Origin of the sequence: Paraburkholderia sp. UCT70 (genome assembly GCF_050434085.1) — a bacterium.
Classification (GTDB): domain Bacteria; phylum Pseudomonadota; class Gammaproteobacteria; order Burkholderiales; family Burkholderiaceae; genus Paraburkholderia; species Paraburkholderia tuberum.
The window spans coordinates 4,006,639-4,019,771 of sequence record NZ_JBNPVZ010000004.1 but is presented as its reverse complement, the minus strand read 5'-3'; the positions used below and the strand labels follow the sequence as shown (position 1 = coordinate 4,019,771).

Annotated in this window: 12 protein-coding genes and 1 pseudogene; 7 read left to right on the top strand and 6 right to left on the bottom strand. The window is 64.0% G+C overall.

What is annotated here, in order from left to right:
* Positions 1 to 40 precede the first annotated feature (40 nt).
* From lptF to OKW41_RS44275, 3 genes are read left to right on the top strand one after another with little or no spacing between them, the layout of a single operon-like run.
* Positions 41 to 1,138, top strand: coding sequence for an LPS export ABC transporter permease LptF (lptF, locus tag OKW41_RS44285; RefSeq protein WP_429452752.1), 1,098 nt, complete (start codon positions 41 to 43; stop codon positions 1,136 to 1,138).
* Between the two features lie 3 nt (positions 1,139 to 1,141).
* Positions 1,142 to 2,290 carry an LPS export ABC transporter permease LptG gene (lptG, locus tag OKW41_RS44280; RefSeq protein ID WP_429576333.1) on the top strand — a complete coding sequence of 383 codons (1,149 nt, stop codon included), beginning with the start codon at positions 1,142 to 1,144 and terminating at the stop codon, positions 2,288 to 2,290.
* A gap of 38 nt (positions 2,291 to 2,328) precedes the next feature.
* Positions 2,329 to 2,709 (top strand): sirohydrochlorin chelatase, encoded by a 381-nt coding sequence (locus tag OKW41_RS44275; RefSeq protein WP_184007767.1) that lies wholly within the window; start codon positions 2,329 to 2,331, stop codon positions 2,707 to 2,709.
* 57 nt (positions 2,710 to 2,766) lie between these two features.
* Here the strand turns inward: OKW41_RS44275 and cobA are convergent, their stop codons facing one another.
* From cobA to OKW41_RS44245, 6 genes are all read right to left on the bottom strand, one after another.
* Positions 2,767 to 3,522 (bottom strand): uroporphyrinogen-III C-methyltransferase, encoded by a 756-nt coding sequence (cobA, locus tag OKW41_RS44270; protein WP_090803404.1) that lies wholly within the window; start codon positions 3,520 to 3,522, stop codon positions 2,767 to 2,769.
* Between the two features lie 86 nt (positions 3,523 to 3,608).
* A complete protein-coding gene (locus tag OKW41_RS44265; protein WP_429452756.1) occupies positions 3,609 to 4,925 on the bottom strand; it encodes a sulfate adenylyltransferase subunit 1 in 1,317 nt (438 codons plus the stop codon).
* A gap of 24 nt (positions 4,926 to 4,949) precedes the next feature.
* The gene (gene cysD / locus OKW41_RS44260) at positions 4,950 to 5,912 is read right to left on the bottom strand and encodes a sulfate adenylyltransferase subunit CysD (protein WP_090803401.1); all 963 of its coding nucleotides are present in this window, start codon (positions 5,910 to 5,912) and stop codon (positions 4,950 to 4,952) included.
* Positions 5,913 to 6,013: 101 nt separating this feature from the next.
* Complete coding sequence (locus OKW41_RS44255; RefSeq protein ID WP_429576332.1) at positions 6,014 to 6,760, bottom strand: phosphoadenylyl-sulfate reductase; 747 nt, start codon at positions 6,758 to 6,760, stop codon at positions 6,014 to 6,016.
* Positions 6,757 to 7,299 (bottom strand): DUF934 domain-containing protein, encoded by a 543-nt coding sequence (locus OKW41_RS44250; protein ID WP_429576331.1) that lies wholly within the window; start codon positions 7,297 to 7,299, stop codon positions 6,757 to 6,759. The genes OKW41_RS44255 and OKW41_RS44250 overlap by 4 nt, the downstream gene beginning before the upstream one ends.
* A gap of 21 nt (positions 7,300 to 7,320) precedes the next feature.
* Complete coding sequence (locus OKW41_RS44245) at positions 7,321 to 9,000, bottom strand: nitrite/sulfite reductase (RefSeq protein ID WP_429576330.1); 1,680 nt, start codon at positions 8,998 to 9,000, stop codon at positions 7,321 to 7,323.
* Positions 9,001 to 9,225: 225 nt separating this feature from the next.
* On the opposite strand from OKW41_RS44245, the gene OKW41_RS44240 reads away from it, so the two are divergent.
* The 4 genes and pseudogenes from OKW41_RS44240 to OKW41_RS44225 all read left to right on the top strand — a co-directional run bounded on the left by OKW41_RS44240 (position 9,226) and on the right by OKW41_RS44225 (position 13,107).
* Positions 9,226 to 10,167 (top strand): CysB family HTH-type transcriptional regulator, encoded by a 942-nt coding sequence (locus tag OKW41_RS44240; RefSeq protein ID WP_429576329.1) that lies wholly within the window; start codon positions 9,226 to 9,228, stop codon positions 10,165 to 10,167.
* Between the two features lie 39 nt (positions 10,168 to 10,206).
* Positions 10,207 to 11,376, top strand: a complete 1,170-nt coding sequence (locus tag OKW41_RS44235; RefSeq protein WP_429576328.1) for an ABC transporter substrate-binding protein — start codon at positions 10,207 to 10,209, stop codon at positions 11,374 to 11,376.
* A gap of 201 nt (positions 11,377 to 11,577) precedes the next feature.
* Positions 11,578 to 12,084 (top strand): DUF302 domain-containing protein, encoded by a 507-nt coding sequence (locus OKW41_RS44230; RefSeq protein ID WP_429576327.1) that lies wholly within the window; start codon positions 11,578 to 11,580, stop codon positions 12,082 to 12,084.
* Positions 12,085 to 12,107: 23 nt separating this feature from the next.
* Positions 12,108 to 13,107: pseudogene (locus tag OKW41_RS44225) on the top strand (zinc-dependent alcohol dehydrogenase family protein).
* Positions 13,108 to 13,133: the final 26 nt, after the last annotated feature.

Sequence of the window (13,133 nt, the reverse complement as noted above, 5' to 3'; positions counted from 1 at the left end):
ACCCCCGCGTCGCCGTGAGCGCCCCCTCTCGTCATCAACAATGATCTTTGAACGCTCCCTCCAGCGCGAGCTCGCGTACACGGCTGGCGCCGTGTTCATGGTTCTCCTCACGCTCGTGCTGACGACGATGATGATCCGCATCGTCGGCTTCGCGGCCTCGGGCGAGGTCGACCCGCGCGACGTGCTGGTCCTGATCGGCCTCACCGTGATCGGCTATCTGGCCATCATGCTCGTCGCGACGCTGTTCGTGTCGATCCTGTTCGTGCTCACGCGCTGGTACAAGGACTCCGAGATGGTCGTGTGGCTGTCCTCGGGTGTCAGTCTCACGCAATTCATCAAGCCGATCGGCATTTTCGCCACGCCGATCATCATCCTGATCATGTTCTTCGTGTTCGTCGGCTGGCCGTGGTCGAACCAGCAGAGCAAGCTGATCCGCGCGCGCTTCCAGCAGCGCGACGAAGTCTCGCTGCTCGCGCCGGGGCAGTTCCGCGAATCGCCGACCACGCACCGCGTGTTCTTCATCGAGAAGATGTCGCCCGACCAGGGGCATGTGGAAAACGTGTTCGTGACGAGCACCGAGGGCGGCAAGGTCAACGTCGTGGTGTCGAAGAACGGCCACATCGAGACGCACAAGAACGGCGACCGCTTCGTCGTGCTGGAAAACGGCCGCCGCTACGACGGCGAACCGGGCCACCCCGATTTCCGCATCATGGAGTTCGAGCGCTACGGCGTGAAGATCCAGAGCCAGCCGGTCGTCAATACGCCGACCACCACCGGCTTGCCGACGCTCACGCTGCTGCGCAATCCCACTAAAGAGAACCTCGCCGAATTCGCGTGGCGCGCGGGTCTGCCGTTGATCGCGATCAACCTGGTGCTGCTCGCCATTCCGCTCGCGCACCAGAACCCGCGGCGCAGCCGCACGATCAACCTCGTGATGGCCGTGTTGATCTACCTCACTTATTCGAATCTGCTGAACGTCGTGCAGGCGTGGATCGAGCAGGGCAAGATGTCGTTCGGCGTCGGGCTCGTGATCCTGCACGTGATCGTGCTCGGGATCGTCGCGTTCATCTTCTGGATGCGGGTGCGCAACCGGCCGCTATTTACGCGCGCCATGTTCAGCCGTTCGCAGGGAGCCTGACCGATGCGAATTTATGAAAGGTATTTCGCGCGTCAGATCTATCTCACGTTCGTCTTCATCCTGTTTGCATTTTCAGGTCTGTTCTTCTTCTTCGACCTGATCAACGAACTGAACTCGGTCGGCCACGGCAACTACAAGTTTCAGTACGCGGTGCTGCGCGTCGCGCTGCAAACGCCGTCGCGTTTCTACGAAATCATTCCGGTCGCGGCGCTGATCAGCGCGATCTACGTGTTCGCGCAGATGGCGGCGAACTCCGAATACACGATCTTCCGCGTATCAGGACTCGCGACGAATCAGGCGCTGCGCTCGCTGCTGAAGATCGGCATTCCGCTCGTGATCGTCACCTATCTGATCGGCGAAGTGGTCGGCCCGTATACGGATCAGCTCTCCGAGCGCGTGCGGCTCGAGGCGCTCGGCTCGTCGGTGTCGAGCAACTTCCAGTCGGGCGTGTGGGTCAAGGACACGCTGACCGAGCGCGCCGACGGCGAGCAGGTCACGCGCTTCGTCAACGTCGGCGAGCTGAAGCCCGACGCGACGATCAGCAACGTGCGCATCTACGAATTCGATTCGAAGTTCCGCCTGTCGAACATTCGCATCGCGCAGAGCGGCCGCTATCAGCCGCCGGGCCACTGGCTGCTGACCGGCGTGACCGATACGCAACTGCTCGACGTGGCCCGCGCTCCGGGTACGCCGGCAGATGCGCTCAATCCGGTCTATCGCGCGAATCAGGTCACGCTGCCCGAGTATTCGCTGCGCTCGGAGCTGACGCCGCAGATCCTGTCGGTGCTGCTGGTGTCGCCGGACCGGATGTCGATGTTCAATCTGTTCCGCTATATCCAGCATCTGACCGAAAACCATCAGGACACGCAGCCCTATGAAATCGCGCTGTGGCGCAAGGTGCTGTATCCGTTCGCGGTGTTCGTGATGCTGGTGCTGTCGCTGCCGTTCGCGTATCTTCATACGCGCGCGGGCGTGGTCGGCGTGAAGGTGTTCGGCGGCATCATGCTCGGCATGAGCTTCCAGCTGTTCAACACGCTGTTCTCGCATATCGGCACGCTCAATACGTGGCCCGCGCCGTTGACCGCGGCAACACCTGGGCTCGTCTACCTGGTGCTGGGGCTCTTAGGGTTGAAGTGGGTCGACCGGCACTAACGCCAGTGCGTTGAGGGGCATCGTCAGGAGCTGATGCGATGGCTATGCACGGACTGATTCTGTTTGGCCACGGCGCGCGCGATGCGCGCTGGCGCGAGCCGTTCGAGCGGCTCGCCGACAAGCTGCGCGCCGCGCGCGCGGCGACGGGCGAAGCTCCTGCGGTTACGCTCGCCTTTCTCGAACTGATGGAACCCGACCTGCCGACGGCCGTCGCGCAACTCGTCACGCAAGGCTGCGATGCGATCACCGTGGTGCCGGTGTTCTTCGGGCAAGGCGGTCATGTCCGCACGGATTTGCCCGCGATCGTCGATCATTGCCGCGCCGCCCATCCCGGTGTCGAGATTCGCTGCGCGGTGGCAGTCGGCGAGGATGATTCGGTGCTGGATGCGCTCGCGCAGTATTGCCTGCGGCAGCTCTGATTTTTTCGTTCAGGTTACTCAGATTCGCCGCTCTGGGATCGGCCCTGCCGAGGATATTCAGGCCGCGACCAGCATCCCATTCGACGAGCGCTTCGCCTCGGTCTGACGCGCCGCGAACGCCTCGCCGATCATCAACAGACTCGGCTGCGACGCATCGACCCAGCGCTGCGCTTCGCCGGCCGCAAGGTCTTCCAGCGTCAACGTCAGCATGCGTTCGCGCGGCGTGCTGCACGCCTCGACGATCGCCACGGGCGTCGTCGCGGGCTTGCCAGCATCGATCAGTTGCTGCGCGATTTCGACGCCGCTGTCGCGCCCCATGTAGAACACCAGCGAATCGGCGTTGACCTGCTCGCGGATCTCATCGGAACCTGGCGCGCGGCTGAACGTCGCGAGCGCGACGCTGCGCGACACGCCGCGCAGCGTCAGCGAACGCTTCAGCGTGGCCGCGCTCGCCAGCGCGGCGGTGATGCCCGGCACGACTTCATACTCGATGCCCGCGGCTTCGAGCGCACGCATCTCTTCGTCGGCGCGGCCGAACAGCATCGGATCGCCGCCCTTCAACCGCACGACCACGTCGTGCTCCAAAGCCGCATCGACAATCTGCTTGTTGATGAACTGTTGGGCCGTCGATAGCTGGCCGCAGCGCTTGCCGACCGCAATGCGCTTCGCGCGCGCGGGCGCGTAGTCGAGCATCGCCGGCTCGACCAGCGCGTCGTGCAGCACGACGTCGGCGGCGCCGAGCAGCCGCGCGCCGCGCACCGTAATCAGGTCCGCGGCACCGGGTCCCGCGCCGATCAGATAAACCTTACCCATTGACATCAACCTGTTCGTTGGAGCGTACGCGGCGGCGCGTTGCGCCGCCTGTGTGGCCCATCCGTCGCCTGCTAGCCTTGCCGTGCTCAGGCGGAAAACGCGCGGATCATGCCGGCGGCGACCGTGTGGTTCGTCGCCTCGTCGATCAGCACGAACGCGCCGGTGCCCTGATGCGAGTCGTACGCGTCGCACACGAGCGGCTTCTGCAAGGTCAGCGCGACACGACCGATGTCGTTCATCGCCAGTTCCTTGCGATCGGTCGCCTGCGACAGCGTATGCACGTCGAGCACTTCCTTGATCGCGCCGATCTTCGCGAACACCGTGCTGGTGGTCTGCTTCAGCAGATACTTGCGCTGCGTCGACAGCGGCGCGTCGTCGAACCAGCAGAGGTCCGCTTCGAGCTTCTTCGCCGGCTCCGGCGCCGCTTCGCGCAGCACGAAGGTGTCGCCGCGCGACACGTCGACGTCTTCCGCGAGACGGATCGTCACCGTCTGACCGGCGAACGCACGGTCCACCTGCGCGGTGCCGCCGACCACCGGCGCGATGATCTCCGCCACGGTCGCTTCGCGATTGGCCGGCAGCACGACGATCGTGTCGCCGAGCTTCACTTCGCCCGATTCGACCCGGCCCATGTAGCCGCGGAAATCGTCGGCCCGGCTGCCGTCCTGGCGCGCGACCCACTGCACTGGAAAGCGCAGCGCCTCGCCGTTCTCGGTTTCGACCGGCAGCGCTTCGAGCACGTCGAGTAGCGGCTCGCCCGCGTACCACGGCATGCGCTCGCTCGCCGTGACGATGTTGTCGCCCTTCAGCGCCGACACCGGCACGAAGCGCACGTCCTGCAGACCGAGGTGACGCGCGAGTTCGACGTAGGCGTCGCGGATCTCGTTGAAGCGCGCTTCGCTGTAGTCGACGAGGTCCATCTTGTTGATCGCGACGATCACGTGCTGCAGACCGAGCAGCTTGACGATTGCGCTATGACGCTTGGTTTGCGGCAGCAGTTGCGCGACACCGTTTTCGAACGTCACGCGCGTCGCGTCGACGAGAATGATCGCCGCATGCGCGGTCGACGCGCCCGTCACCATGTTGCGCGTGTACTGCTCATGGCCCGGCGTATCGGCGATGATGAACTTACGCTTGGCGGTGGCGAAGTAGCGGTAGGCGACGTCGATCGTGATGCCCTGCTCGCGCTCGGCTTCGAGGCCGTCGGTCAACAGCGACAGATCGATTTCATCGCCGACGGTGCGCTTGTTCTTCGCGCGCGACAGCGCCGAGAGCTGGTCGCTCAATACAGCCTTGCTGTCGTACAGCAGGCGGCCGATCAGCGTGCTCTTGCCGTCGTCGACGCTGCCCGCGGTGATGAAACGCAGCACGCCGAGGTCTTCTGGTTGATGAATACTGCTCATGGTTGCATTGCCCTCGTCGTGTGCTTAGAAATAACCCTGCTTCTTGCGCTGCTCCATCGCCGCTTCCGAGACCTGGTCGTCCATCCGCGTCGCGCCGCGTTCCGTGATTTCGGTGACGGCCGTCTCGGCGATGATCTTCTCGATGACGTCCGCGTCGCTTTCGACCGGGCACGTGCAGCTGATGTCGCCGACCGTGCGGAAACGCACGAGCGCCTGTTCGCTCGTCTCACCCTCGCGCATCGGCGTGAGCGGCGTGACCGGCACGAGCAGGCCGTTGCGGCGCACGATCTCGCGCTGGTGCGCGTAGTAGATCGACGGCAGTTCGAGCTGTTCACGCGCGATGTACTGCCACACGTCGAGCTCGGTCCAGTTCGAGATCGGGAACACGCGCATGTGTTCGCCGTTGTGCAGACGCGCGTTGTACAGGCTCCACAGTTCCGGGCGCTGCGCCTTCGGGTCCCACTGGCCGAATTCGTCACGGAACGAGAAGATGCGCTCTTTCGCGCGGGCTTTTTCCTCGTCGCGGCGCGCGCCGCCGATCATCGCGGTGTAACCGTACTGCTCGATGGTTTCGAGCAGCGTCACCGCCTGCGCGGCATTGCGCGAATCCGTTTCGCGACGAAGACGCACGGTGCCGCGCTTGATCGAATCTTCAACATGGCCGACCACGAGTTCCGCGCCGATCTGTTGCGCGCGACGATCGCGGAAGTCGATCACTTCGTCGTAGTTGTGGCCCGTGTCGATATGCACGAGCGGGAACGGTAGCTGCGTTTTGCGGTTCGCACCGAGGCCGAACGCCTTCAGTGCGAGCGCGAGCACCACGACGGAATCCTTGCCGCCCGAAAACAGCAGCGCCGGCTTGCTGCATTCGGCGACCAGTTCGCGCAGGATGTGAATCGACTCGGCTTCGAGCCAATCGAGGTGATCCATCCGGTTGACCGTGTTGGCAAGCGGAGCGTTGACAGTGGAATCGAGCGTGGTGCTCATAGCGGGTCCTTCGTTGGTTCGCCCGGCAAGCGCTTCTCGCACGGGCGAAAGTATTCAGATCGGTTTCGGCGGTAGTGCGCCGCAAGCACGGTACGCGGCGCTCAGGCCGACGCGTTTTCGTTGCGCTCGACCGCAATCGGAGTAATCGCCGTGATATGCAAGCCGCATTCCTTCGTATCGCGCGACTCCCACCACCAGCGCCCCGCCCGGCTGTCTTCGCCGGGGCGGATCGCACGCGTACACGGCTCGCAGCCGATGCTCGGATAACCGCGCACATGCAGCGGATTGACCGGCACGTCGAACGCACTAAGATAATCCCAGACTTCGGCTTCGGTCCAGTCCGCGAGTGGATTGAACTTGGCGATGTTGCGCGCGTCGTCTTGCTCTTCCTCGTGCAGCTCGGCACGGGTGACCGATTGCTCGCGACGCTGCCCGGTCACCCAGGCGCTGACCTCGGCAAGCGCGCGATTGAGCGGCTCGACCTTGCGGATCTCGCAGCAGCGCTTGCGCAGCTCGACGCTTTCATAGAATGCGTTCAGGCCGTGCCCGTTCACATACTGCTCGACCGCGGCCGCCTGCGGATGAAACTGCTCGATGTCGTAGCCGTAGCGCTCTTTCACGCGGTCGAGCATGCCGAGCGTTTCCGCATGCAGACGCCCCGTGTTCAGCGAAAAGATGCCGATCTTCACGCCGCGCGACAGGATCGCATGCGTTAGCAGCATGTCTTCGGCCGCGAGGCTGCTCGCGAGCTTCACGTTCGCGTGACGCGCGGCGATCGAGTCGAGCAGCGCGTCGAGACGCTCGACCTTCGCTGCGAGCTCCGGACTCAACGATTGGGCGGCGCTCATGCCGGGACCTTGGCGGCGCCAGCTTGCGCGGCACGGCGGCGGAACAGCGGCGACGTGTCCACGGCGCCCTGGTACTGCACGCTAAAGTCGTCGAACGCTTTCAACGCGTCGTTGATGTCCTTGTCGGCGCGCAGTGCATACGCGTCGAAGCCGCAGCGGAACATGAACGTGATCTGGTCGCGCAGCACGTCGCCGATCGCGCGCAGTTCGCCCTTGTAGCCATAGCGCTCGCGCAGCAGACGGCCGATGCTGTAGCCACGGCCGTCGCGGAACACCGGGAAGTCCACGGCGATGAGGGCGAGCTTGTCGAAGTCGCCGACGATGTCCGCCGGTTCGTGATCCGGCGCGAGCCATACGCCGATGTCGGCGGCTTGACGCGCGGCCACGAGCGCTTCACGCTCGGCCTGCCACAGCGCCAGCGGCACGATGACCTTGCCGGCCGGCAGTTCGGCCACTGCCGGCAAAGCGCCGTCTTCCGCGGCACGCACGACGCTCCAGTCGTCGTTGACGATCGCGCGGTTCTTGATGATTGAAGCCATCTGTTCAGTATCCTTTCGCGGTTACGCGTGAGCCGGTTGACGCGCGGCGTACACGCGCTCCTTGAACGGCGCGATGCCGATGCGGGTGTAAGTATCGATGAATCGCTCGCCTTCCTGGCGGTTTTCCACGAACGTATCGATCACCTTCGTCATCACGTCGGGCATTTCCTCGGCCGAGAACGACGGGCCGATCACACGGCCAAGGTGAGCGCCGGTCGCGCCGGTGCCCTGCTCGCCGCCGAGAGTCACCTGGTACCACTCGGAGCCGTCCTTGTCGACGCCCAGAATGCCGATGTTGCCGACGTGATGATGACCGCACGCGTTGATGCAGCCCGAGATGTTCAGCGACACGTCGCCGAGGTCGTACACGTAGTCGAGATCGTTGAAACGTTCCTGGATCGCGAGCGCGATCGGAATCGACTTCGCATTCGCGAGCGAGCAGAAGTCACCGCCCGGGCACGAGATGATGTCGGTCAACAAGCCGATGTTCGGCGTCGCGAAACCCTGCGCCTTGGCCTTTTCCCACAGCGCGAACAGGTCGCGCTTCTTGACGTCGGCGAGGATCAGGTTCTGTTCGTGCGACACGCGGACCTTGCCGAACGAGTATTCGTCGGCCCAGTCGGCGACCGCGTCCATCTGCACGTCCGTCGCGTCGCCCGGCGCAACCGTGCTCGGCTTCAGCGACAGCGTGACCGACGCGTAGCCCGCCACCTTGTGCGGACGCACGTTACGCTCGACCCAGCGCGCGAACGCGCGGTTTTCCAGCAGATGCTTTTCGAACGGCGTATCGGTGTCCGGCAACTTGTCGTAAGCGGGCGGCGCGAAGTATTGCGTCACGCGATCGACTTCGGCCTGCGTGAGCGTCGACGGGCCGTCCTTCAGGTGCTGCCACTCTTCTTCGACCTGCGCGGCGAACTTCTCCGGCGACAGCGCCTTCACCAGAATCTTGATACGCGCCTTGTACATGTTGTCGCGGCGGCCGTAGCGGTTGTACACACGCAACACGGCTTCGCTATAGGTCAGCAGGTGCTGCCACGGCAGATCGCGGCGGATCACCGCGCCGACGATCGGCGTGCGGCCCAGACCACCACCGGCGAGGATGTCGGCCACCAGTTCGCCCTGTTCGTTCTTGCGCAGATACACGCCCATGTCATGGATCTGCACAGCCGCGCGGTCTTCCTTCGAACCCGACACGGCGATCTTGAACTTGCGCGGCAGCCACGCGAATTCGGGGTGGAACGTCGACCATTGACGCAGGATTTCGGCCCACGGACGCGGATCGACGACTTCGTCGGGCGCGACGCCGGCGAATTGATCGGCGGTGATGTTGCGAATGCAGTTGCCCGAGGTCTGAATGCCGTGCATCTGCACCGAGGCGAGCTTGCGAAGGATTTCCGGCGTTTCTTCGAGCTTGATCCAGTTGTACTGGATGTTCGAACGCGTCGAGAAATGGCCGTAGCCGCGGTCGTGTTCGCGCGCGATCTGCGCGAGCACGCGCATCTGGTCGCTGCGCAAGTTGCCGTACGGAATCGCGATGCGGTGCATGTACGCGTGGCGCTGGTAATACAGACCGTTCTGCAGGCGCAGCGGACGGAATTCCTCTTCGCTCAATTCGCCCGACAAGCGGCGGCGAACCTGATCGGCGTACTGCGCGACCCGTTCATCGACGATGGTCTGGTCGTACTGATCGTATTGGTACATTCAGGGGCCCCAATTTTTTCGAAACTTGCGTGACACGCGACCTCCGGCTCGGCCGCGGCTTGAATACCGACTTTGTCAGCTATCGCAAGCGAGCGTTTAGACCCATCGCTCATTTGCTTATAACAAATACAGATATCCATATTGAAAAAGATGGACAGATCGTAATAAACTCGCCTTATATTTCAAACGACTAAAAAATTCTTTTTATATGCGGCGAGGTTATATATGAACCTGCACCAATTCCGCTTCGTCCGCGAGGCTGTGCGGCAGAACTTCAACCTCACCGAAGCGGCCAAGGCGTTGTTTACCAGCCAGCCGGGCGTCTCGAAAGCGATCATCGAGCTGGAGGACGAACTTGGCGTCGAGATCTTCACGCGCCACGGCAAGCGCGTGCGCTCACTCACCGAGCCGGGCCGCATCATATTGGAGTCGGTCGAAAAAATCCTGCAGGAAGTGGAAAGCCTGAAGCGGGTCGGCAAGGACTTCGCGGCGCAGGATCAGGGCAACCTGACGATCGCCGCGACCCACACGCAGGCGCGCTACTCGCTGCCCGCGGCGATCGCGGAGTTCAAGAAGCGCTTTCCGAAGGTTCACCTTTCAATTCTGCAAGGCAGTCCCACCCAGGTCGCCGAAATGGTGCTGCACGACCAGGCCGACCTCGCGATCGCGACCGAGGCGATCTCGAACTACAAGGATCTGGTGTCGCTGCCCTGCTTCCAGTGGCACCACGTCGCGGTGATGCAGCCCGACCATCCGCTGCTCGAGCGCAAGCTGCTGTCGCTCGACGACCTGACCCAGTACCCGCTGATTACGTACGACAACGCGTTCGCCGGCCGCACCAAGATCAACGAAGCGTTCCGCCTGCGCGGGCTGCATCCGGACATCGTGCTCGAGGCGATCGACGCCGACGTGATCAAGACCTACGTCGAGCTGGGCCTCGGCGTCGGCATCATGGCCGACATCGCGTTCAACGCCGAGCGCGACCGCCATTTGCGCGCGATGCCGGTCGGCCATCTGTTCGGCAGCAACGTGACGCGCGTCGCGCTGAAACAGGGCGCGTATCTGCGCAGTTACGTGTACACGCTCGTCGAGCTGCTGTCGCCGAGCCTGAACCGCAAACTGATCGAGCAGGCGCTGAAGGGCGAACACGAAACCTATGAGCTTTGAACCGCTTCCATACCGCTCTCTCGCTACGGAGACCTTCCGATGAAGTTGCATAACAATAAAGTACGCAACACCCTGCGCGGCCTCGCGGCAGCGGCGCTGCTCGTCGCCGCCGCGGCGCACGCCGACCTGAAAGTCGGCATCGATCTGTCGTACACCGGACCGGCCGCCGTGATCGGCATCACGAGCAAGAACGCGATGCTGATGTGGCCGCAGACGATCGCCGGCCAGAAAGCCGACTACATCTTCCTCGACGACGCGTCCGACCCCGGCAACGCCGTGCGCAACATCCGCAAGCTGATCAACGAGGACCACGTCGACGTGATCGTCGGCCCGAACATCACGCCGGCCGCGATGGCCGCGCTCGATCCGGTCGCCGACAGCCAGACGCCGATGATCACGCTGATCGGCTCGGCCATCGTCGTCGAGCCGCAGGAAGGCAAAAAGATCTGGGCCTACAAGATGGCGCAGACCGATAGCGCGATGGCCGACGTGATGACGCGCTACATGTCGAACCACGACGTGAAGACGGTCGGCTTCATCGGTTTCGCGGATGGCTACGGCGAAAGCTGGCTCAACGAGTTCAGCAAGTTCGCGGCGCTGCGCCATATCAAGCTGGTCGCGACAGAGCGCTACAACCGCACCGACGCGAGCGTGACCGGCCAGATCCTGAAGCTGATGGCCGCGAAGCCCGACGCAATCCTGATCGCCGGCGCGGGCACCCCAACGGTACTGCCGCAGCGCACGCTGATCGAGCGCGGCTACAAGGGCCCGATCTATCAGACGCATGGCATCGCGACGCCGGAGTTCATCAAGCTCGGCGGTAAAGACGTGGAAGGCACGCTGTTCCCGACGCAACCGGTCGTTGTCGCGCGCACGCTGCCGGCCGATCATCCGTCGAAGAAGGCGGCGCTCGCGTTCGTCGACGCGTACGAGGCGAAGTACGGCCCCGGCAGCGTCACGCAGTTCGCGGGCGACGCGGCCGGCGTGTACCCGCGCCTGCAGGACGCCGTCGCGCGCGCGTTGAAGACCGCGCAGCCGGGTACGCCGGCGTTTCGCGTCGCGTTGCGCGACGAGCTCGAACACGCGCATGAACTGGTGGTGCCGAACGGGGTCGTCAATACGAGCCCGAAGGATCACGTCGGTCTCGATCAGCGGGCGAGCGTGATGGGCACCATCAAGAATGGCAAGTTTGTTTACCTGAGCCAGTAATCTGGCATCGGGGCGCCGATCAGGCGCCCCTGACGGCGGCTTCGCGCATGTGGAAGCCGCCGTTCGTTCAGCGGGCAGCCCATCCGCTTCCATCAGCCTTTCGGTAGAACTTCCCTCACGGCACGTCCGCACGATCGGCCACACCGCGCCAGCGAACGCCTACACTGCATGGGTCCGCTTCTCCGTTGGCGCATTGCACGCATGCGACGCATGCTGCGTCACGGTCAACGCGTTGCCCGTTCGGCAGACCTGATCACGCGAACGCCGCCGGAGCACAACATCCGCACGGGAGGCATGATGGCCACCGCTTCGATCGCAGAGAACGCCAGCGCTGGCATCGTCACCGTTGCAAGCAACCATGCGGGTGACGCGACCGCCGAGCGTCTTCAAACCTTGATTCTGGAGCGAGGGTTGACGGTTTTCGCGTGCATCGATTTCAGCGGTGACGCTGGGCGCGAGGGACTGGCGATGCCGTTCAGCCGGCTCCTGATCTTCGGCAATCCCAAAGCCGGTACACCGTTGATGCAACTCGCGCCGACCGCCGCGCTCGATCTTCCTTTGAAGGTGCTCGTCTGGGAGGACGCGGACGGCCGTGCGTGGCTATCGTTCAACTCGACGGCCTATCTTCGTGAGCGGCATGGTCTGCCGGACGACTTGATGAAGCCGGTGAGCGGTGTGGCCGCCCTCGTCGATGAGGCCGCGCGGTAACGCGTCGAACGAAGGAGACCGCCATGTCCATGCACGCTCTGGTCCTCAGCCAATACAACGGCCCGCTCGAACACACGACGCTGCCCCGGCCGGAACCCACTGCCGGCCAGGTCCTGGTGCGCGTCGCCGCGCGCGGCCTCAATCCGCTCGACATCAAGATTCGCGTGGGCGAGGCCGCGCACGCGCAACACCCGTTGCCGCTCGTCCTCGGTATCGACCTCGCGGGCACGGTGGAGGCGCTCGGCGATGGCGTCGGCGGGTTCGCTGTCGGCGACAACGTGTATGTGGCATGACCGGCGGCGTCGGCGGCATCCAGGGGTCACTCGCCGAGTACGTTGCGGTCGATGCCGCCCTGCTCGCCCATGCGCCGCGCAATCTGTCGATGCGCGAGGCCGCCGCGTTGCCGCTCGCGTTCATCACGTCGTATGCGGGTATCGTCGATCGCGCGCATCTGCAAGGCGGAACCAAGGTGCTGGTCCAGGTGGCGCCGGAGGGGTCGGCCACATCGCCGTGCAACTGGCGCGCGCGCTCGGCGCCGACGTCCATGCAACCGCGAGCGCACACAATGCCGAGCTGGTGCGGCGGCTCGGCGCGACACCGATCGACTACCGCGCGCAGACGGTCGAACAGTATGTGGCGAGTTTGACCGATGGCGAAGGCTTCGATCTGGTCGTCGATACGGTAGGGGGGGCCTCGCTCGATGCGTCGTTTGCCGCGGTCCGGGATTTTGGGCACGTGGTCAGTGCGCTTGGCTGGGGGACGCATGCGCTTGCGCCGCTGTCGCTTCGTGAAGCCAGCTATTCAGGGATCTTCACGCTGTATCCGTTGCTGACCGGTCGATATCGCGCGCACCTCGGCGAGATGATGCGCGAAGCGACGCGGCTCGTGGGAAGCGGCGCGCTCGCGCCCGTGGTCGATCAGACACGGTTCGATTTGCGCAGCGCGGCCGAGGCCTATCAGCTCGTTGCCAGTGGGACTGGACGTGTGAAGGTGGTGGTCGAGGTGGATACCGCGCAACGCTGACCCGGTCAGGAACAACCCGTCACCCG